This is a genomic window from Bradyrhizobium denitrificans, from assembly GCF_013179005.1.
GTDB classification, from domain to species: Bacteria; Pseudomonadota; Alphaproteobacteria; order Rhizobiales; family Xanthobacteraceae; genus Bradyrhizobium; species Bradyrhizobium denitrificans.
Genome location: NZ_JABFDP010000036.1, coordinates 44701 through 63254, shown reverse-complemented (window position 1 = coordinate 63254; position 18554 = coordinate 44701). Strand labels below are relative to the sequence as shown.

Here is an 18554-nt window from a genome sequence, read left to right as displayed (position 1 = left end):
CCGGTCGCCCGCGTCTCACGGCTTTGTCGCGCTTGGTACCATAATCCGGCGGCCGCATCATTCGCCCTTGAGCCGCTGGCCGTCATGAATTCGCACATGCTCGGCGCCGCGCGCCCCGGCAGGCGACAGCCGTAGCATGCTCAGGAAGGCGCCCATCAGGGCGAAGCCGACGCCGGTTAGGAGCGACAGCCGGGTGCCGTCCGCCGGGTCGATGGCCAGGAACATCGCCACCAGCGCGGCGCCGGTGGTCTGGCCGAGCAGGCGCGCGGTGCCGAGCATGCCGCTGGCGCCGCCAGCGCGCTCGCGCGGCGCGGCGGCGATCATGGTTCGGTTGTTCGGTGTCTGGAACAGGCCGAAGCCGCAGCCGGCCAGCGCCATGCGCCAGACCACGTCCCAGGCCGAAGGCTCCCGCGGCAGCAGTCCGAGGGCGCCGAGCCCGCAGGCGAAGATCACGAGCCCGATGCCGCCGAGCAGGCCGGCCGGAACGCGCTCCACCAGCCGGCCGGCAATCGGCGCGGTTAGCCCGACCGCGATCGGCCAGGGCGTGATCAGCAGGCCCATCTGCACCGGCGAGTAGCCGAAATGGCTTTCCAGATAGAACGGGATCGCCACGAAGGCGAGCATCTGGCCGCAGAACGAGGAGATCGAGGTCGCAATCGACAGCGCGAACACCGGAATGCGCAGCAGGTCGAGCGGCAGCAGCGGCGAGGCCATGTGAGTCTGGCGATATACCAGCCACATCCCGGCGATGATTGCGACGACGAACTCGATGGCGCAGGTCACCAATGCCTCGCCATGGCCGAGGCTGTCGACGGCGGCAATCAGGAAGCCGAACGTCACCGCGCTCAACGCCGCGCTCTGCCAGTCGAACATATGCGGGGCACGCGGCGTGTGCGGCAGGAAGCGGAAGCCGAACACGAAGGTGACGATGCCGAGCGGCACGTTGATCGCGAACAGCCAGGGCCAGCTGCCGACGGCGAGGATGCCGGCCGCGATGGTCGGCCCGACCGCGGCGGACACTGCGACCACCATGGCGTTGATGCCGATGCCGCGGCCGAGCAGGGCCTGCGGATAGGTGAAGCGCACGAGTGCGGAATTGACGCTGAGAATGCCGGCGGCGCCGAACCCCTGCAGAATGCGCGCCAGCGTCAACAGCGGCAGATTGTCGGCCAGCGCGCAGAACGCAGATGCCGCGGTGAACAGGACGAGGCCCGCGAGATAGACGCGGCGATAGCCGATGATCTCGCCGAGCGACGCCAGCGGCAGCAGCGAGATCGTCACCGCCAGCTGATAGCCGTTGACGATCCAGATCGAGAAAGCCGGGCTGGCATTGAGGTCGCGCGCGATGGTCGGCAGCGCGACATTGGCGATGGCGCCGTCGACCACGGCGAGCACGATGCCGAGCGCGATCGTCACGATCGCCCAGGTCCGCTGCGGCAGCGGCAGGCCGTCGGCGTGCAGAACCGTGGTCGTCGATGTCATTGCGCCGGCTCCGGCCGCAGCCGGGCCGCGGACAACGAACGGAAACAGGCAACCGCGCGGGGGAAACGGTGTTCCAGGCTCGTCAGCGCGGCGCGCGCGTCATTTCGGCTTGGGGCGGACCTGAATCGCCTTGAGATAATTGACCGCAGCCTCCGCATCGGCCCGATCGAAGCGGAAGCTCGGCATGTCCTTGTGGATGGTCGAGAGGCCGGTCTGCAATCGCTGGGCAAAGTCTTCGTCGTAAAGCTTGCTGTCACCAAATGTCCTGAATGGCGGCGCGTCGGGATGCGGGCTCGCGCCGGTCCGACCTACCGCATGGCATCTGCTGCAAAGCCTTTGCAAGAGCGCTTTTCCTCGGCTCTGCTCGCTGTCCAGCGCATGGCTGGGGCTCGCCAACGCGCCGAGCAGCAGCAGTCCAAGCCCAGCTTGCATCCTCATGGAACAGCTCACTCCAGTCCGGCTACCAGCGGCCGGTCGTCTTCCCATAGGCGTAAAGTGCGACCAGGCCAATGGTCACGATCATCGAGGCGACAAGGACGATCCGGTCCCAGCGGGGCGGATCGTCGTCGTCGCGGCTCAACGTCAGCAGGGCAAACAGAGCCTTCATGGCAAAGCGGCGCATGGCATCATCCGGACGCGACCGACCGATGCATCGGGGCCGCCGCGTGCCGGCGAGCTTAGCGCTTCACGGCGGTGCGTCGCCACTCGCGCGGTGACAGGCCGAACTGCGCCCGGAACACACGGCCGAAATGCGAGAGATCGTTAAAGCCCCAGGACAACGCGATCTCGCTGATGTGACGATGCGCCAGCGCCGGCATGCCGAGGTCGCGCTGGCACTGCCTCAGCCGCTCGGCAAGCACGAAACGCTGGAAGGACAGCTGCTCGTCCGAGAACAGATCGTTGACGTAGCGCGCTGACAGCCCAAGCTCGCGGGCTGCCGTCGCCAGCGACAGGTCGGGATCGGCGAGGTGCGTCCGGACATGCGCCTTGATCCGGTACAGCAATGCCGCGCGATGGCTGGAGGCGGGCAGGGGCTGGGTGCGGAGCCGCTCGGCCAGGGTCATCGCAACCAGGTCGGCGGCCTGATCCGACAGGCGTTCAGCATGTTCGGTGCCGATGTGGTCGGCACGCTCGCACAGCCTGATGATGAAGTCATAGGCAAGCGGCTGCAGCGGGCTGTCGGCGCCGAAGCTGATCGCTGTGACTGCTTCGGTCGCGCCGATCCTGCGCTGCAGCATGTCTCGCGGCAGCTTGAACACGGTCTGCCGGAACGCGGCGTCGAACTGCAACTCGTAAGGGCGGGTCGTATCGTAGATGGCGAATTCGCCTGGTCGGATCACCGTGTCACGGCCATCCTGAACCACGCCGCCGATTCCCTCGCGGCCCAGCGCGATCAGCACGTAGTCGGCATCGGCGCGGGCGATGCGCTGCGACGTGCGGTGCACGCGCTGCCGGTCGGACGCGACCTCGGAGCAGACGGCTCGTCCCAAAGCCGTATGCGTCACTGAGCCGCGAAACGCGCTGCCGAGATCGGACGTGCAGTCGAGGCCGACATAGACGTCGCAAACGATATCCTGCCACTGCGCCAGCCGGCGGTGGCCCGGGCTTCCATCCGTGGTGAACAGGACCGGCATCGCTCCGCCTCCCGCCTGTTTCGATCGTATCGCCCGGCACTGCAGCAAATTCCGGGCCGCCAACCCTGCGCCGTGGCCGCAGTCGAGTTTTCGTTCCTTCCAAGACGAGCGCGAATGACGGCCGAGGTCAATAGTGCGGCCATGACAGCGGCGCCAATCGGCAGGCAGGGGAGACGAGCAATGGGACTGGCACATCCGAAATACAAGGTGGCGGTGGTGCAGGCGGCGCCCGCTTGGCTCGATCTGGACGCTTCGATCAAGAAGACGATCGCGCTGATCGAGGAGGCTGCGGACAAGGGTGCCAAGCTGATCGCATTCCCCGAGGTGTTCATCCCCGGCTATCCCTGGCACATCTGGATGGACTCGCCGGCCTGGTGCATCGGACGCGGCTTTGTGCAGCGCTATTTCGACAATTCGCTGGCCTATGACAGCCCGCAGGCCGAGGCGTTGCGCGCCGCGGTGCGCAAGGCCCAGTTGACGGCTGTGCTCGGCCTGTCCGAGCGGGACGGCGGCAGCCTCTATATCGCCCAATGGCTGATCGGACCGGATGGCGAGACGATCGCCAAGCGCCGGAAGCTGCGGCCGACCCATGCCGAGCGCACCGTCTATGGCGAAGGCGACGGCAGCGACCTCGCAGTCCATGAGCGCCCGGACATCGGACGGATCGGCGCGCTCTGTTGCTGGGAGCATCTGCAGCCGCTGTCGAAATACGCGATGTATGCGCAGAACGAGCAGGTGCATGTCGCGGCCTGGCCGAGCTTCTCGCTGTATGATCCGTTCGCGCCCGCACTCGGCGCCGAGGTCAACAACGCCGCGTCGCGCGTCTATGCGGTGGAGGGCTCGTGCTTCGTGCTAGCGCCATGCGCGACGGTCTCGCAGGCCATGATCGACGAGCTGTGCGACCGGCCCGACAAGCACGCGCTGCTGCATGCCGGCGGCGGCCATGCCGCGATCTTCGGCCCGGACGGCAGCGCGCTGGCCGCGCAGCTGCCGCCGGATCAGGAAGGTCTGCTGATCGCCGAGATCGACCTCGGCATGATCGGCATCGCCAAGAACGCCGCCGATCCGGCCGGGCACTATTCGCGTCCGGACGTGACGCGGCTGCTGCTCAACAAGAAGCCGCTCAACCGCGTCGAGCATTTCTCGCTGCCGGTCGACAGCGCCGCCGCGGCATTACCCGGCGAGGCCGCCGTCGCGCGGCCCGATCAATCCATCTGAGGAACGGCGCCATGGAATCGGCCATTCCCCCGCATCTGATCACCACGCGCTGCCGGCATCGCCGCGTCGATGACGACTACAAGCCGCCTTATCCGTCGTTCGTCGCGCGTCATGGGGCGGACGTCAGCCGGGTGGTCATGGCCTATTTCGGCGTGCAATACCGCGCCGAGACGCCGGCCGCGGCCTCGACAGCCGACTTCATGGTGCTGGTGTCGCGCGCCGACGGCCCCTCGCATTGGGACCTCGCCCATTATGTCGACCAAGCCGGATTTGCGAACGACGTCTTCGTCGCCTATTGGGACGATGTCGTGCGCTTCGACAGCTGGTTCGAGCCGGCGCGTGCGGCGTGGACCGGGCCCGGCGCGGAGGGGGGCGGCCGCTTCATCGAGGTGCTGCGCCCGGCGGTCGAGCGTTACGAGACGTTGTTCTCGTCGCTGGGGCGTCCGGAGGGGATCGCGGTGATCGCCGAGGGCATGAGCGGCGAGGTCTTGGAGCACGCTTATTGGGGCGGCATGCGCGATCGAATCCCGCTGTCGCAGACCAGCGAGATGAGATCGCTCGGCAAGCCGACCCTTGTGCAAGACGGGCCGCGCCTGCGTGTGATTGCGCAGGATAATTTGTGCATGATCCGCTCCGGCCAGGACTGGAGCGATACGGATGCGGCAGAGCGCCGGATGTATCTCGACGATGTCGAGCCGGTGCTGCGCGAGGGGATGTATTTCCTGCGCGATCAAGGACTGTCGATCGGCTGCTATGCCAATCGCTATATGCGGTTGCGAGGCGCGGACGGGGCCCTGACGGAAAAATCCTACGGCCAGAGCTGGTGGCAGAGCCTGTCCGCGCTGGAGCGCTGGGCCGAGTCGCATCCGACCCATGTCAGGATCTTCGGTGCGGCGATGAAATATCTCTCCTCGCTCGGCCCCGCCGCCAGACTTCGGCTCTATCACGAGGTCACGGTGGCGGCCGCAGACGAACAGTTCTTCGAATATCGTGGCTGTCACGCCAAGACGGGCATGCTCGCTGCCGCCGGCTGAGAGCGTCGGCAGATCCGCGAGCAGGCGCGATCGACTACGACGGGACCGACCGGCGCCGATTTCACTGGAGACGCGCCGGCCGCCGCAAAGCACAGGGCTCTGATCGTCAGGTCCCGGCTTCCGGCTGTGCCGGGGGCGGCGCCGAACGGCGCGGCGGACGCTGCGCTCGGCCGGCCGGTGCCGCCATGCGCGGCTGCAGGGTGACGATGACCGGATTGGGCTTATGGTCGGTCGCGGCGCCGGTCGCTGCGTCGACGCCCATGCCGATCAGGCCGCCGGCGATGATGTTGCCGGCGAAACCGGCCGCGCCGGTCGCTGGGATGTCCTTGGTCAGCGGAATGGTCTGGCTTTCATAGCCCGGCTTCTCGACGGTGACGGAGATATCCGCGTTACGCTTGGCGACGAACGAGCAGGGAGTCGTGCAGGTCATCGGCGCTTCGAGACCCGCGATGGTTGCTTCGGCTCCCGACGGGGTTGACGCCACGCTGATCGTTTCGGTTGTCCCCCGCGTCACGGACGCGCAACCACCTACTACGGCGCACAGCACCGCCACCGCTACAACTCTCATTTGGTACTATCCCCCTTGGAACCCAGGGGAACTCAAGCGCAACTGTGGCGGGAGGGCAAGCCTGATCAGCCTTTTCCGAAGAGATATGCGGCCGAGTTTCGGTCCGGTGTGTCTTTCACACCTGCTATTCGCGCAGGCCGCGCGCGATCGCCTTTTGCGCATCGAACTCGGCGCGCCGGCGCGCGAGCTCGTCAGGCGGGAGCAAAGCGGGATTGCTGTAGTCCTGCTTCCAGCTGTGATCCTCGCTCCACTGCAACGGCGACTGCACGGTCGTGCGTGCGGCTGGTGAACTCTCGAGAACGCGCAGGGCGAGATCGAGCGTGAACGCCTGGGACGACGGATCGTGCGGTTTGCCGGCGGCGTTGCCGAGCGGAAAATCAGAAAACAGGAAACGCGGCGCGGCCGCGTGCTCGACAATGTCCTTGGCACATCCCATCACGACGGTGGCAATGCCGTTGGCTTCGAGATGCCGTGCCACGAGGCTCACCGTCTGGTGGCACACCGGACAGTTCGGCACCAGCACGACGGCATCGATGGCGTCGGCGCGGCAGCGCGCCAGAATCTCCGGCGCGTCGGTCTCGATCGTCACACGCTGGCTGCGATTGGTCGGCGCGCCGAAGAAGCGTGGCCCGACCGCGCCGATGCGGCCCTCGCGCGCCAGCCTGATGAGTTGCGGAAGCGGAAACCAGGTGCCGGAATCCTCGGCCGATGTGTGCGTGCGGTCATAGGCGATGTGCGAGATGCGCAGATCGTGTTGCGCCGACGTGTCGCCGTCATACACCGAATAGAACTTCGCGCTTCCGTTGTAAGGCGCGCCGGGACCTTGATCGCCTTTGGCGGGATCGAAAGGTGCAGCCGTCGTGACGATGGTGACGCGCGACTGCGTCAGCGGCTTGCGCAAGGGCTGGAACGGCGCCGACGTGTAGTGGGCCCAGCGATAGGGCGTGTCGTAGCCGATCGCGAGATAGTAGTCGCGGGTGCGCGCCATGTAGGACAATGGTGCCTCGCTGTCGGGCGCGAAGCCGAGTCTGTCGTCGGTCGGTGCGGTCATCCGTCGCGCTCCCTGCAGGACTTGATGATTGCTAGCCGGCTCATTCGCTGTGTCAAGGCGCCGCGCGGTGGAACCCCGCATGGTCTTGGGCTTTGTCTGTCGGCAGAATGCCCTCCATTGCACCACGCTCACGATGCTTTCCATGGTTTCCGTTGCTCGCATTGCCTGTCTCGGCCTTGCCCTGATGCTGACCATGACGTTGTCCGGCATGGCGGCTGAGCATGCTTGGACCCGTGACGTTGCCGCGCCGGCTGATCGCAAGGACGGCGCGCAGCAGAACTCGCCGCAGGAGGCTGCGAAGCCGGCAGACGCTGCCGCAGAGGGCTCGGAGAACAAGACCGAGGAGCCGAAGGAGAGCGGCACCCGCGAAGCGATCTGCCTGATGATCGAATCCGCGGCCAAGGCCAACGACCTGCCGCTCGAATTCTTTGCCCGCGTGATCTGGCAGGAGAGCCGCTTCCAGAGCGATGCGGTCGGGCCGGTGACCCGCAACGGCCAGCGTGCGCAGGGCATCGCGCAGTTCATGCCGGGTACGGCGAACGAGCGCGAGCTGCTCGATCCGTTCGATCCGGTTCAGGCGTTGCCAAAGTCGGCGCAATTCCTGGCCGAGCTGCGCGATCAGTTCGGCAATCTCGGGCTGGCGGCGGCGGCCTATAATGCGGGGCCGCGCAGGGTACAGGACTGGCTCGCGGGCAAGGGACAAATGCCCTGGGAGACCCACAACTATGTTTCGGCGATCACCGGGGCGACGATCGATGAGTGGGCGGCCGCCGGCAAGGGCGGCAAGACGCCGCCGAGCCCGCCGCCGACCTCGTGTCATCAGCTGATGGCGATGTTGAAGCGCGCGCCGAATCCGTTTGTGTCCGAGCTCGAGCACCACGTGGCGCTGTCGGCCGCCAAACCGTGGGGCGTCCAACTGGCCGCGGGCTTCGACCGCAACAAGGCGCTGGCGATGTATTCGCGGGCGATCAAGGGGCTCGGCCCCATCATCGGCGACCGCGATCCGAGCCTGCTGTCGTCGGTGATGCGCTCGCGCGGCAACCGCGCCTTTTACCAGGTGCGGATCGGCGCCGAGACACGGTCCGAGGCCGACGCGCTCTGCAGCCGGATCCGCGAGGCCGGGGGCGCCTGCTTCGTGCTGCGCAATCGCTCTGGATAGCGCTGCTGCGGCTCCACGGGCAGGGATGGCTGCGCCGGACGCAGACCCGCGCGCGCGTGCTGGCGGTTGACGTGAGCGGCCTAAGCCAGCCTTATCGCGGCTTCATTCTGCTGGGCCGCCCGCGTCGTGACACTTCCTCCGCTCGATTCGCCACAATGGGACGGCTCGCTCAAGGCGTTCGCTTTCGGCCTGCGCGCGACATCCGCGACGATCCTGTCGGTCGTGCTGTTCGTCACCTTCATCGGCATCGGCGCGCTCGCCCACGACACCCATTTCAGCATGCTGTGGGCGATCCTCAGCACCGTGCTGGTCTGGGCCGGACCGGCGCAGATCATCCTGGTCTCGACGCTGGGCTCGGGCCAGACCATCCTGCAATCGGCCATTGCCGTCACCATGAGCGCGATCCGGCTGTTTCCGATGGTGGTGGCGGTGCTGCCGCTGATCCGCGGGCCCAACACCAAGCGCCGGCATCTGGTGCTGATCGCGCATTTCACTGCGGTAACCTTGTGGGTCGAATGCTATCGCTTCCTGCCGCATGTGCCGCGCGAGCGACGCATCGCCTTTGTCCACGGGCTCGGCTCGGGATTGATGGCGGTCGCGCTGGTCGCGACCATCATCGGTTACCTCCTGGCCGCCAACCTGTCGCAGACCTTTGGCGCCGCCGTGCTGTTGCTGACCCCGCTGGCCTTCTTGTTCTCGACCCTGCGCAACGCCAAGGAACTCGCCGATGTGCTCGCGCTGGGCCTCGGCCTCGTGCTCTATCCGGTGGCCGCCCAGCTCAACAGCGGCGTGGATATCCTGATCAGCGGGGTCGTCGCCGGAACGATCGCCTTCGGCGCCCACAAATGGCGCGAGCGGCGGGAGGCGGCATGAGCGATTTCATCGGCGATTGGCATGCATTGTTTGTGCTGCTTGTTGCGGGCGTCATCCCGAACCAGATCTGGCGCCTGCTCGGGCTGTGGTTCGGCAGCGGACTCGACGAAGGCTCGGATCTGCTGATGTGGGTGAAGGCGGTGGCGACCGCGATCCTGGCCGGCGTCATTGCCCAGATCCTGGTGCAGCCGCCGGGCGCGCTGGCCAGCGTGACCTGGGGCCTGCGCTACGGGGCCGTCGTCGCCGGCCTTGCCGCCTTCCTGGCCTCGCGCCGTTCCATCTTCGCTGGCGTTGTCTGCGGCGAAATGGTCATGCTGGCCGGCAAATGGTGGCTCGGTTGACTTGCGCCACAGCAATTGCGGTGGGCCAAGGTTGGGATAATAGATGGCTCACAACCAAGGGATCCGAGATGAGCACTGATACCGATCTCCGTTCGGGTGAAGTCGCGGTGGATGCGCCGCTGCCCCGTGACGCGTCGTTGTATTTCATTGGCCGCATCCGCACGCCCTGGACCTCGCGGCTGGAGACGCCGCGGCAGGGCAGTCTGGAAGGACCGGTGTGCCGGCTCGAGATCTTCGAGCCCTGGGTGGCGGCGCTGCAGGGGATCGAGGGCTTCAGCCATCTGCAGGTGCTGTACTGGCTCAATCAGGCGCGCCGCGATCTGGTCCGCCAGAGTCCGCGCCACCATGACGGCGAGACCCGCGGTACCTTCGCATTGCGCTCGCCGGTGCGGCCCAATCCGATCGGCGTCTCCACGGTGCGTTTCGTCGCGCTGGAGGGCAGCACGGTGCTGGTGCGTGGTCTGGATTGTCTCGACCAGACGCCGCTGATCGATTTGAAGCCGGATCGCTGCGTGTTCACGCCCGAGGCGGCGTCTGACCACGATGACGGAAAATAAGAAAGACGCGATGTCCGATGTGAATGAGCGGCCGCAACAGACCGCAACGCCCCTGGATGCGATCACCGCCGATCTCGTCGCCGTGCTGGTGGCGGTGACCGACGGGTATCCCAAGATCATGACAATCGATCACGCGCAGGCATTGCCGAGCGGCCCGTTCCAGTTCGCGCACCGCTCGTTGCAGATGGGCCTGCGGGCCTGGGTCGAAGCGCAGACCGGTCATCCGCTCGGCTATGTCGAGCAGCTCTACACCTTCGCCGATCGTGGCCGCACCGGTGATCCCGACGCGCCGCACCGCATCTCGATCAGCTATCTCGGGCTGACCCGCGAGGAGGGCGGCCGCGAGGGCACGGATGCACAATGGTCGTCCTGGTACGACTACTTCCCCTGGGAGGATCATCGCGACGGTTCGCCGGACATGTTGGCGAAGATCATCATGCCGCGGCTGAAGGACTGGGCGAGAGCCGCCGAGGATCCGGCGCTGCAGAAAGCGCGGTGGCGTCGCGCCGCCATCTCGTTCGGTCTCGACGGCCGTGAGTGGAACGAGGAACTGGCTTTGCAGCGCTACGAGCTCCTGTACGAGGTGGCACTGCTCCCTGAAAGCGTGCGCGACAAGGGCGGCAGCGAGCCGACATTGCCCGGCCGCGCGATGGTGGCGGACCATCGGCGCATCCTCGCCACCGGAATCGCCCGGCTGCGGGCCAAGATCAAATATCGCCCCGTCGTGTTCGAACTGATGCCGGAGCAATTCACACTGCTGGAGCTCCAGCGGTCGGTCGAGGCGCTGGCCGGCCGGCTGGTGCATAAGCAGAACTTCCGCCGCCTCATCGAGCAGCAGGAGCTCGTCGAGGAAACTGGCACGATGGCCCCCGACACGATCGGCCGCCCGGCCAAGCTGTTTCGCTTCCGCAAGGGCGTGCTGGCCGAGCGCGCCGTGGTCGGAACCAAGCTTCCGCTATCCCGCTCTTGACAGGACTTATGCTCATGATAAGTATAAGCCATCTTATACTCACGGAGAGTATAAATGGCCGAGCTATCGTTTCCCGCGAACGGGTCAAATTCACCGCTGCCTGACCGTCTAAGGGGGGTCATCCCGCCGCCCGAATGGGCGGTCTTCGAGGAGGACATCGCGGCCATTCTGGCGCTCAAGCGCCAGCGCCATGCGGTGGTTCTCGCGCACAATTATCAGACGCCGGAGATCTTTCACGGCGTCGCTGATATCGTCGGCGACAGCCTTCTGCTCGCGCGCGAGGCCACCAAGGTCGATGCCGACGTGATCGTTCTGGCGGGCGTCCACTTCATGGCCGAGACCGCCAAGCTGCTCAATCCCGGCAAGACGGTGCTGATCCCGGATCTGCAGGCGGGCTGCTCGCTCGCGGATTCGATCACCGCCGCCGATGTCCGGCTGATGCGCGCCCGCCATCCCGGCGTGCCGGTGGTCGCCTATGTGAACACGTCGGTCGCGGTGAAAGCAGAGGCCGACGTCTGCTGCACATCGGGCAATGCACGCGCCGTCGTGGAGTCGCTCGGCGCCGAACACGTCATCATGCTGCCGGACGAATATCTGGCCCGCAATGTCGCCACCCAGACCAAGGTCCGGATCACGGCGTGGAAGGGCCACTGCGAAGTGCATGAGCGCTTCAGCGCCGACGACGTCCGGACCCTGCGTGACAATCATCCCGGCGTCACCGTGCTCGCCCATCCCGAATGTCCGCCCGAGGTGGTGGCAGAGGCCGATTTCGCCGGCTCCACGGCAGCGATGTCCGACTATGTCGGCGCCAAGCGGCCGTCGCGGGTGGTGCTGCTGACGGAGTGCTCGATGAGCGACAATGTCGCGGTGATGTATCCGGATATCGAGTTCGTGCGGCCGTGCAATCTGTGCCCGCACATGAAGCGGATCACGCTCAAGAACATCCGCCATGCGCTCGAAACCACCACGCACGAGGTCACGATCGATCCGGCGCTGGCCGATCGCGCGCGGCGCTCGGTTGAAAGGATGCTGGCGCTATGAGCAGCAATCTGTCTGAACTTGTCGGCCGTCCCGTGATCATCGGCGGCGGCGCGGCCGGGCTGATGACCGCCTTGCAGCTTGCGCCCGAACCCGTCGTGCTGCTGTCGAAGTCGCCGCTCGGCGCCGAGGCCTCCAGCATGTGGGCCCAGGGTGGGCTGGCTGCTGCCGTCGGTGCGGATGATGATCCGGCGCTGCATCTGGCGGACACCCTCGCGGCCGGCGCCGGCCTATGCGACGCCGTTGCCGCGCAGCGGATCGTGCGGGCCGCACCGGCCGCCGTTGAGCGCCTCGCCCGGCTCGGCGTCGCGTTCGACCGGGCGACGGACGGGCGCTGGCGCCTCGGTCTCGAGGCTGCGCACGGCCGCAATCGCATCGTGCACGCGACCGGCGACGGCACCGGGCGCGAGATCATGCGCGCGCTGATCGCCGCGGTCAGGCACTGCCCCTCGGTGACACTGCTGGAGCGCATCGAGGCGCGCCGCTTGATCGTCGAAGATCAGGCGATCCACGGCGTTGTCGCGGTGGGCGGTGACGAACCGCTGGTGCTCGCGACGCGGCGGGTCGTGATCGCCACCGGCGGCATCGGCGGGCTGTTTCTCGACAGCACCAATCCGGCGGGTTGCTTCGGCCAGGGCTTGGCGCTTGCGGCGCGGGCAGGGGCCGTGCTGTCCGATCTCGAATTCGTGCAGTTTCATCCGACCGCGTTCGAAGGTCCGTCGCGGCCGCTGCCGCTTCTCACCGAAGCAATTCGGGGGGATGGCGCCATCCTGATCGATGAGACCGGGGCGCGGTTCATGGCGGACGAACCGGGCGCCGAGCTTGCGCCGCGCGACGTCGTGGCCCGGGCCGTGTGGCGTCAGCGCGCACAGGGTCATCGAGTGTTCCTGGATGCCCGCGCCAAGCCGGGTAAGGATTTCGCCGCGCGGTATCCGGTGATCAGCGCGTTCTGCCGCATGGCCGGCATCGATCCGGCCGAAGATCCGATCCCGGTGCGGCCGGCCGTGCACTATCACATGGGCGGCATTGCCGTTGACGCGATGGGACGTAGCACCGTCGAGGGGCTTTGGGCCTGTGGCGAGGTCAGCCGCACCGGCCTGCACGGCGCCAACCGGCTCGCCAGCAATTCGCTGATGGAGGCTATCGTCTGCGCGCAATCGGTGGCCGAGGACGTGGCCGGCGCGGCGCAGGGCAGGGCCGTGCCGCGCGACATCGCCGCGACGCCGCCGGCGTCCGATCCGGCCGCCGTGCGGCCGCTGCTGTCGCACGGGCTCGGCGTGCTCAGGGATCGCAGCGCGATCGCGTCGGCCATTCGCGGCCTGCTGCCGCTGGCCGAAACGGCTGGCGCGTCGGCCGATCCGGCCCTGGTCGGCCTGATGATGTCGGTCGCAGCGCTTGCCCGGGAGGAGAGCCGAGGAGCGCATTTCCGCAGCGATTGTCCGGACACGCTGCCGGTCGCGCAGCCGTCGCGCTTCAGCTTGTCCCAGGCGATCGCCGCCGCACGCCATGTCGTCGAGACCGAGCTGCCATCTTTCAGGAGTGCTCTGCCATGACCCTCAATCCGCTGCCGACCTTGTTGTTCGAGCCGCTGGTGCGCATGGCCCTGGCCGAGGATCTCGGCCGTGCCGGGGACATCACCACGGATGCGATCGTTCCGGCCGAACGGCGCGCCTCGCTGCAGCTGAGGGCACGCCAGCCTGGCGTGATCGCCGGCCTTGACGTCGCGCGTTGCGCCTTCCAGACGCTCTCGCCCGAGGTCCGTATGGAGATCATCCGCGGCGATGGCGGCGCCGTCGAGCCCGGCGATGTGATCGCGACGATCAGCGGGCCTGCGCGCGCGCTGCTGACCGGCGAGCGCGTCGCGCTCAACTTCCTCTGCCATCTCAGCGGCGTTGCCAGCGCGACGGCCTCCCTGGTCGCGGCCGTGAAGGGCACGCGGGCGCAGATCGTCTGCACGCGCAAGACCACGCCGGGGCTGCGCGCGCTGGAGAAATATGCGGTGCGCGCCGGCGGCGGCGGCAATCACCGCTTCGGGCTCGATGATGCGGTGCTGATCAAGGACAATCACATCGCGATCGCCGGCGGCATCAAGCCTGCGATCACCAGCGCCAGAGCCCATGCCGGCCACCTCGTCAAGATCGAGGTGGAGGTCGATACCCTGGCGCAGCTCGAGGAGGCGCTGGCGCTCGGCGTCGACGCGGTGCTGCTCGACAATATGACGCCGCCAGAGCTGGCGCGCGCCGTCGCCATGACCGGCGGCAGCGCCATCACCGAGGCCTCAGGCCGCATCACCGTGGAGACGGCCGCCGCCATCGCCGCGGCCGGTGTCGACCTGATCTCCGTCGGCTGGATCACGCATTCGGCGGCCGCGCTCGATATCGGGCTCGACGAGAGGTGAAACGCGAGGTGATCAGCCCTTGAGCGCCGCGATCAGCTTCGCGGCGTTCTCTTCCAGCACCTTCGGGTCTTCCTTGCGGCTCGCCGGCGGGAGCAGGGAATCGCCATTGTGGCGCGGCATGATGTGGACATGCAGGTGAAACACCATCTGTCCGCCGGCATGTTCGTTGAACTGCTGCACGGTAATGCCGTCGGCGGCGAACGCCGTCTTGGCGGCGCGGGCGATGGTGCGCACGGCGCGGCCGACATGGAGATAATCCTCCTCGCTGATGTCGAGGATGTTGCGCACCGGAGCCTTCGGGATCACCAGCGTATGGCCGGGCACGCGCGGCATGATGTCGAGGAACGCCAGCACATGGTCGTTCTCATAGACCTTGGTGCAGGGGAATTCGCCGCGCAGGATCTTCGCGAACGGGTTGTTGGGATCGTAGGCGGTCATGGGCAGTCCCTCGGCAGTTCCTCGGATGTCGCGCCTTACTTTCACCGGCGCGTGCCGCGGGTCAAGACGGCTCGTCGGCCCCCTTGCGAAACGGCGCGGATTCGGCGAGTTCGCGGCCGACCTCCTCGACATAAGCGCGCTCGCGCTTGAGATAGTCGTCGACGGCGCGGCGCAGGCCGCGATCGGCAATGTAGTGCGCCGAGTACGTGGTCTGCGGAAGATAGCCGCGCGCGATCTTGTGCTCGCCCTGGGCGCCGGCCTCGACAACTCTCAGCTTGTGCGCAATGGCGAAATCGATCGCCTGATAGTAGCAGACTTCGAAATGCAGGAACGGGTGATGCTCGATGGCGCCCCAATTGCGGCCGAACAGCGTGTCTGAGCCGATGAAGTTGATGGCGCCGGCGATCCAGCGGCCCTCGCGCTTGGCCATCACCAGCAGCACGTCGTCGGCCATGCTCTCGCCGATCAGCGCGAAGAATTTGCGGGTCAGATAGGGGCGGCCCCATTTGCGCGAGCCGGTCTCCATGTAGAACTCGAAGAAGGCGTCCCAGGCGTCCTCGGTGATGTCCTTGCCGGTCAGCCAGTGGATCGTGATGCCGGCCGCGAGGGCGTCGCGCCGCTCCCGCTTCATCGCCTTGCGATGGCGCGAGTTCAAGGTCGCCAGGAAGTCGTCGAAGGTTGAAAAACCCTGGTTGTGCCAGTGGAACTGCTGGTCGGTGCGCTGCAGGAACCCCTGTGCCGCGAGCAGGTCCCATTCCGGCTTCTGGGCGAAGGTGACGTGGACCGAGGAGGCTTCGCTGATCCCACACAGCGCCTTGAGCCCCTGGGTGAGGGCGTTGCCGATCACATCGCGATCCTGATCGGCGCGGATCAGGAGCCGCGGTCCGGTGGCCGGCGTGAACGGAACCGAGACTTGCAGCTTGGGATAATAACGCCCGCCGGCGCGCTCATAGGCGTCGGCCCAGCCGCGGTCGAACACGTATTCGCCTTGCGAGTGGGACTTCAGATAGCAGGGTACGACGCCGAGGATCTCGTCGCCTCGTTTCGCGACCAGATGGCGCGGCGCCCAGCCGGTGCGCAAGGTGGCTGAGCCGGAGGCCTCCAGCGCCGAGAAAAACGCGTGCGAGACAAACGGATTATAGGCGCGGCCGCAGGGAGGAGATGAGCCGGGCGGCACGCGGCCATCGGGATTGGCGCAGGCATCCCAGGAGGCGGACAGGATCTCGTTGATCCCGGGGACGGCTTCGAGCGTAATCTCAGGTGAGGTCATAGAACCCTTGAAACAGCGCCGACGAGGGCATGATCTGAAAAAGCGGAAAACGGCTTCCCGAAAAGATCATGCTCGAACAAAGAGATAAGTTCATGATGCACTCCTGTTGAAACGCATCATGTTCCAGGGAACGCTCAGCCGAGACGCCCGGATTGCCATCCCTTCAAGATCGTGCATCGCAGCAGCGAGTTCAAGGCCGGCGTCAGCTCTCCGGCGTAAAGCCCTCGAAGATCATCTGATCCGCATAGCGGGCCGCGGTCGCGCGCTGCTCCGGCGTGCGCACCGTCCAGGTCAAAAGCGGGCAGCCGAACAGGTTCCGCGCGATCCAGGGTGGGGCGGCGGGCAGCTGTTGCACCCAATAGGCGACAAAGTGCGGCTGGGTGCTCAAGCCATGCTTGAGATGCAGCATGCTGTCGCGCTGCGCCTGGGTCAGCTTGGCCCAATAGCCGTCGTGATAGGTGCGCTGTGCGACGATGCCGCGCGTCAGGTTCGGCATGATCTCCCGCAATGCCAGCACCTGGTCGGGATCGAACGACATGCCCACGACCGGGCCGCCGTAAGAGGCGAGCACGTCGGCCATGCGCCGGACCAGCCGGCGGTCGCCCTGAAACGTGCTCTTGACCTCGACCACCAGCGGCACGCGGCCGGCGACGAGATCGCAGAGCTCGCCCAGCGTCATCATCCGCTCGTCGGTCTGCTTGAATGTGACGGCCTTGAGTTCTGACGCGGTCTTCTCGATCAGGAGCCCGGAGCCCTCGGTCAGGCGCCCGAGCTCATAATCATGATGCACCATCGCCTCGCCGTCGGCGGACAGCTGGATGTCGCATTCGATCGCGAACCGGCCGGCGACCGCTCCGCGCGCGGCGGCCGGCATGTTCTCGATGATGCCGCGGCTCGCATCGTGCAGACCGCGATGGGCGACGGGGCGGGCCGTCAGCCAGTCAGGTGCGCGCATTCGCCCCGTCCATGCCTTGCTTGTTCAATGCCTTGCTTATTCGATCTCGAACACGCCTTCGACTTCGACAGCCGCGTCCGACGGCAGTGACGATACGCCGACCGTGGTGCGGGCGTGCCGGCCCTTGTCGCCGAACACGGCGACCATCAGGTCCGAGGCGCCGTTGAGGACCTTCGGCCCGTCGACGAAGTCCGGTGCCGAATTGACGAAGCCGCCGAGACGAACCACGCGGACGACCTTGTCGAGGTCGCCGACCGCCGCCTTGACCTGCGCCAGCAGGTTGATGCCGCAGCCCTTGGCCGCCGCGTAGCCTTCCTCGATCGACAGATTGCCGCCAAGCTTGCCGGCCGCGATCAGCTTGCCGTCGGTGCCGAGGCAGACCTGCCCGGACACAAACAGCAGGTTGCCGGTGCGCACGAACGGGACGTAATTGGCCACCGGTGCCTTCGGCGCCGGCAAGGTGATGCCCTGAGCCGCCAGATTCTGTTCAACCGTACCCGCCATATCAAATCCCCGTTCTGTCGCCTGGATGCCGATCACGTACCGGACCGCGGCCCTGTTTGGCGCAGTTGCCAGGGACATGCAAGCCGCGCCCACAGGCGCGGAAGCGGCGCCCTGATCGCACGTTTCCGTGAGCCAGCCGCAGTTGCGACGTAATGCAGCGGTCTTTAATGTGACGCTTCAACGAGACATCCCGCGAGGATAACGCATGGCTCATTCGTTTCGACTGTCGCTGGGAGCGCTGGCTGTTGCAGCGATCACTTTCGGCCCGGCGCAGGCCGGGGCGGGAGTGCCGTTCCTGCCGCATCAGGCCCTCTACGAGCTGAGCCTCGTCAAGTCGCGGGGATCGAGCCCGGTCAACAGCGCCCGCGGCCGCATCCTCTACAATTTTACGGGCAATGCCTGTAACGGCTACACGTCGGACTTCCGCCAGGTCTCCGAGCTCGATCTCGGCGAAGGCAAGGTGACGCTGAGCGACCTGCGCTCCACCGCATGGGAGGATGGCGCCGGCAAGAGCTATCGCTTCAAGATCGACTCGCGCATGAACGACCAGCCGTCCAGCCCGGTCGACGGCATCGCCGAGCGCACTGGTGACCATATCACCGTTAAGCTCAAGCTGCCCGAAGCGAAGACCTTCACGCTCGACGGCGCCACCGTGTTCCCGACCGAGCAGATCAAGCGCATCATCGCCGCGGCCCGCGAAGGCAAGTCGCTGCTCGAATTGTCGGTCTATGACGGCTCCGATAATGGCGAGAAGGTCTACAACACGCTGACCGTGATCGGCGCGCCGGTGGCGGCCGACAAGGCGGCGGCCAAGCCGGATGCCTCCACGGCCAGCGACGAGCTGAAGACGATGACGCGCTGGCCGGTCACGGTCAGCTATTACGACCGCGACGCCAAGCGGACCGAGGGGGAGCAGACGCCGGTCTATGCGATGTCGTTCGAACTGTACGAGAACGGCGTCTCGCGATCGCTGGTGCTCGACTACAATGATTTCGTCATCGCCGGCGCGCTCGGCAAGTTCGACGTCAAGGACAGCAAGGACACCAAGCCTTGCAGCAACTGAC

General features: G+C 66.6%; 21 protein-coding genes. 11 read left to right on the top strand and 10 right to left on the bottom strand.

What is annotated here, in order from left to right; all coding sequences use genetic code 11:
• Nucleotides 1-57: 57 nt before the first annotated feature.
• From HL671_RS32200 to HL671_RS32185, 4 genes are all read right to left on the bottom strand, one after another.
• The gene (locus HL671_RS32200; protein ID WP_172242104.1) at nt 58-1482 is read right to left on the bottom strand and encodes an MFS transporter; all 1425 of its coding nucleotides are present in this window, start codon (nt 1480-1482) and stop codon (nt 58-60) included.
• 99 nt (nt 1483-1581) lie between these two features.
• On the bottom strand, nt 1582-1920 hold the full coding sequence (locus HL671_RS32195) for a c-type cytochrome (protein WP_041750823.1): 339 nt from the start codon (nt 1918-1920) through the stop codon (nt 1582-1584).
• Nucleotides 1921-1942: 22 nt separating this feature from the next.
• Nucleotides 1943-2104, bottom strand: a complete 162-nt coding sequence (locus tag HL671_RS32190) for a hypothetical protein (protein ID WP_172242101.1) — start codon at nt 2102-2104, stop codon at nt 1943-1945.
• A 55-nt stretch (nt 2105-2159) separates the two neighbouring features.
• Nucleotides 2160-3116, bottom strand: coding sequence for an AraC-like ligand-binding domain-containing protein (locus HL671_RS32185; protein ID WP_012044778.1), 957 nt, complete (start codon nt 3114-3116; stop codon nt 2160-2162).
• 180 nt (nt 3117-3296) lie between these two features.
• Between HL671_RS32185 and HL671_RS32180 the strand changes: the two genes are divergently transcribed.
• Both HL671_RS32180 and HL671_RS32175 read left to right on the top strand, forming a co-directional pair.
• Nucleotides 3297-4334, top strand: coding sequence for a carbon-nitrogen hydrolase family protein (locus HL671_RS32180; protein ID WP_172242098.1), 1038 nt, complete (start codon nt 3297-3299; stop codon nt 4332-4334).
• A gap of 11 nt (nt 4335-4345) precedes the next feature.
• On the top strand, nt 4346-5368 hold the full coding sequence (locus HL671_RS32175) for a phenylacetaldoxime dehydratase family protein (RefSeq protein ID WP_172242095.1): 1023 nt from the start codon (nt 4346-4348) through the stop codon (nt 5366-5368).
• A 106-nt stretch (nt 5369-5474) separates the two neighbouring features.
• On the opposite strand, the gene HL671_RS32170 is transcribed toward HL671_RS32175, so the two are convergent.
• Together HL671_RS32170 and HL671_RS32165 are read right to left on the bottom strand one after the other, a co-directional pair.
• Nucleotides 5475-5936 carry a PEGA domain-containing protein gene (locus HL671_RS32170; protein WP_012044775.1) on the bottom strand — a complete coding sequence of 154 codons (462 nt, stop codon included), beginning with the start codon at nt 5934-5936 and terminating at the stop codon, nt 5475-5477.
• A gap of 124 nt (nt 5937-6060) precedes the next feature.
• Nucleotides 6061-6987: a glycine/sarcosine/betaine reductase selenoprotein B family protein gene (locus tag HL671_RS32165; RefSeq protein WP_172242092.1), complete on the bottom strand. Its 927-nt coding sequence runs from the start codon at nt 6985-6987 to the stop codon at nt 6061-6063.
• 133 nt (nt 6988-7120) lie between these two features.
• Here HL671_RS32165 and HL671_RS32160 point away from each other — a divergent pair, with 133 nt between their 5' ends.
• From HL671_RS32160 to nadC, 8 genes are all read left to right on the top strand, one after another.
• Nucleotides 7121-8146: a lytic transglycosylase domain-containing protein gene (locus HL671_RS32160; protein WP_172242089.1), complete on the top strand. Its 1026-nt coding sequence runs from the start codon at nt 7121-7123 to the stop codon at nt 8144-8146.
• Between the two features lie 126 nt (nt 8147-8272).
• Entirely contained in the window at nt 8273-9019 is a 747-nt protein-coding gene (locus HL671_RS32155; protein WP_172242086.1) for an AzlC family ABC transporter permease, read from the top strand.
• Nucleotides 9016-9360, top strand: a complete 345-nt coding sequence (locus HL671_RS32150; protein WP_012044771.1) for an AzlD domain-containing protein — start codon at nt 9016-9018, stop codon at nt 9358-9360. The genes HL671_RS32155 and HL671_RS32150 overlap by 4 nt, the downstream gene beginning before the upstream one ends.
• A gap of 68 nt (nt 9361-9428) precedes the next feature.
• Nucleotides 9429-9917, top strand: a complete 489-nt coding sequence (tsaA, locus tag HL671_RS32145) for a tRNA (N6-threonylcarbamoyladenosine(37)-N6)-methyltransferase TrmO (RefSeq protein WP_172242083.1) — start codon at nt 9429-9431, stop codon at nt 9915-9917.
• Between the two features lie 10 nt (nt 9918-9927).
• Nucleotides 9928-10887, top strand: coding sequence for an NUDIX hydrolase (locus tag HL671_RS32140; protein ID WP_012044769.1), 960 nt, complete (start codon nt 9928-9930; stop codon nt 10885-10887).
• Nucleotides 10888-10941: 54 nt separating this feature from the next.
• Complete coding sequence (nadA, locus tag HL671_RS32135) at nt 10942-11928, top strand: quinolinate synthase NadA (protein ID WP_172242080.1); 987 nt, start codon at nt 10942-10944, stop codon at nt 11926-11928.
• Nucleotides 11925-13478 (top strand): L-aspartate oxidase, encoded by a 1554-nt coding sequence (locus tag HL671_RS32130; protein ID WP_172242077.1) that lies wholly within the window; start codon nt 11925-11927, stop codon nt 13476-13478. Before nadA ends, HL671_RS32130 begins: the two co-directional genes overlap by 4 nt.
• On the top strand, nt 13475-14323 hold the full coding sequence (nadC, locus tag HL671_RS32125) for a carboxylating nicotinate-nucleotide diphosphorylase (protein ID WP_172242074.1): 849 nt from the start codon (nt 13475-13477) through the stop codon (nt 14321-14323). Before HL671_RS32130 ends, nadC begins: the two co-directional genes overlap by 4 nt.
• 12 nt (nt 14324-14335) lie before the next feature.
• Here nadC and HL671_RS32120 read toward each other — a convergent pair whose 3' ends face one another.
• From HL671_RS32120 to HL671_RS32105, 4 genes are all read right to left on the bottom strand, one after another.
• Nucleotides 14336-14761, bottom strand: coding sequence for an HIT family protein (locus HL671_RS32120; RefSeq protein WP_172242071.1), 426 nt, complete (start codon nt 14759-14761; stop codon nt 14336-14338).
• A 61-nt stretch (nt 14762-14822) separates the two neighbouring features.
• Nucleotides 14823-16031, bottom strand: coding sequence for a GNAT family N-acetyltransferase (locus HL671_RS32115; protein ID WP_172242068.1), 1209 nt, complete (start codon nt 16029-16031; stop codon nt 14823-14825).
• A 202-nt stretch (nt 16032-16233) separates the two neighbouring features.
• The gene (locus tag HL671_RS32110) at nt 16234-16986 is read right to left on the bottom strand and encodes a glycerophosphodiester phosphodiesterase family protein (RefSeq protein ID WP_172242065.1); all 753 of its coding nucleotides are present in this window, start codon (nt 16984-16986) and stop codon (nt 16234-16236) included.
• A gap of 36 nt (nt 16987-17022) precedes the next feature.
• Nucleotides 17023-17490 (bottom strand): RidA family protein, encoded by a 468-nt coding sequence (locus tag HL671_RS32105; RefSeq protein ID WP_012044762.1) that lies wholly within the window; start codon nt 17488-17490, stop codon nt 17023-17025.
• Between the two features lie 205 nt (nt 17491-17695).
• Here HL671_RS32105 and HL671_RS32100 point away from each other — a divergent pair, with 205 nt between their 5' ends.
• Nucleotides 17696-18553 carry a cell envelope integrity EipB family protein gene (locus HL671_RS32100; protein ID WP_012044761.1) on the top strand — a complete coding sequence of 286 codons (858 nt, stop codon included), beginning with the start codon at nt 17696-17698 and terminating at the stop codon, nt 18551-18553.
• The last annotated feature ends 1 nt before the right edge of the window (nt 18554 follow it).

What these genes read in the sequence shown, in the direction of transcription:
- HL671_RS32170 (WP_012044775.1), bottom strand. Translation starts at nt 5,936, where the DNA reads ATGAGAGTTGTAGCGGTGGCGGTGCTGTGCGCCGTAGTAGGTGGTTGC.
- HL671_RS32160 (WP_172242089.1), top strand. Translation starts at nt 7,121, where the DNA reads ATGCTTTCCATGGTTTCCGTTGCTCGCATTGCCTGTCTCGGCCTTGCC.
- HL671_RS32100 (WP_012044761.1), top strand. Translation starts at nt 17,696, where the DNA reads ATGGCTCATTCGTTTCGACTGTCGCTGGGAGCGCTGGCTGTTGCAGCG.
- HL671_RS32140 (WP_012044769.1), top strand. Translation starts at nt 9,928, where the DNA reads ATGTCCGATGTGAATGAGCGGCCGCAACAGACCGCAACGCCCCTGGAT.
- HL671_RS32105 (WP_012044762.1), bottom strand. Translation starts at nt 17,490, where the DNA reads ATGGCGGGTACGGTTGAACAGAATCTGGCGGCTCAGGGCATCACCTTG.
- HL671_RS32195 (WP_041750823.1), bottom strand. Translation starts at nt 1,920, where the DNA reads ATGAGGATGCAAGCTGGGCTTGGACTGCTGCTGCTCGGCGCGTTGGCG.
- HL671_RS32185 (WP_012044778.1), bottom strand. Translation starts at nt 3,116, where the DNA reads ATGCCGGTCCTGTTCACCACGGATGGAAGCCCGGGCCACCGCCGGCTG.
- HL671_RS32190 (WP_172242101.1), bottom strand. Translation starts at nt 2,104, where the DNA reads ATGCGCCGCTTTGCCATGAAGGCTCTGTTTGCCCTGCTGACGTTGAGC.
- HL671_RS32180 (WP_172242098.1), top strand. Translation starts at nt 3,297, where the DNA reads ATGGGACTGGCACATCCGAAATACAAGGTGGCGGTGGTGCAGGCGGCG.
- HL671_RS32165 (WP_172242092.1), bottom strand. Translation starts at nt 6,987, where the DNA reads ATGACCGCACCGACCGACGACAGACTCGGCTTCGCGCCCGACAGCGAG.
- HL671_RS32110 (WP_172242065.1), bottom strand. Translation starts at nt 16,986, where the DNA reads ATGCGCGCACCTGACTGGCTGACGGCCCGCCCCGTCGCCCATCGCGGT.
- HL671_RS32175 (WP_172242095.1), top strand. Translation starts at nt 4,346, where the DNA reads ATGGAATCGGCCATTCCCCCGCATCTGATCACCACGCGCTGCCGGCAT.
- nadC (WP_172242074.1), top strand. Translation starts at nt 13,475, where the DNA reads ATGACCCTCAATCCGCTGCCGACCTTGTTGTTCGAGCCGCTGGTGCGC.
- HL671_RS32115 (WP_172242068.1), bottom strand. Translation starts at nt 16,031, where the DNA reads ATGACCTCACCTGAGATTACGCTCGAAGCCGTCCCCGGGATCAACGAG.
- HL671_RS32150 (WP_012044771.1), top strand. Translation starts at nt 9,016, where the DNA reads ATGAGCGATTTCATCGGCGATTGGCATGCATTGTTTGTGCTGCTTGTT.
- HL671_RS32120 (WP_172242071.1), bottom strand. Translation starts at nt 14,761, where the DNA reads ATGACCGCCTACGATCCCAACAACCCGTTCGCGAAGATCCTGCGCGGC.
- nadA (WP_172242080.1), top strand. Translation starts at nt 10,942, where the DNA reads ATGGCCGAGCTATCGTTTCCCGCGAACGGGTCAAATTCACCGCTGCCT.
- HL671_RS32130 (WP_172242077.1), top strand. Translation starts at nt 11,925, where the DNA reads ATGAGCAGCAATCTGTCTGAACTTGTCGGCCGTCCCGTGATCATCGGC.
- tsaA (WP_172242083.1), top strand. Translation starts at nt 9,429, where the DNA reads ATGAGCACTGATACCGATCTCCGTTCGGGTGAAGTCGCGGTGGATGCG.
- HL671_RS32200 (WP_172242104.1), bottom strand. Translation starts at nt 1,482, where the DNA reads ATGACATCGACGACCACGGTTCTGCACGCCGACGGCCTGCCGCTGCCG.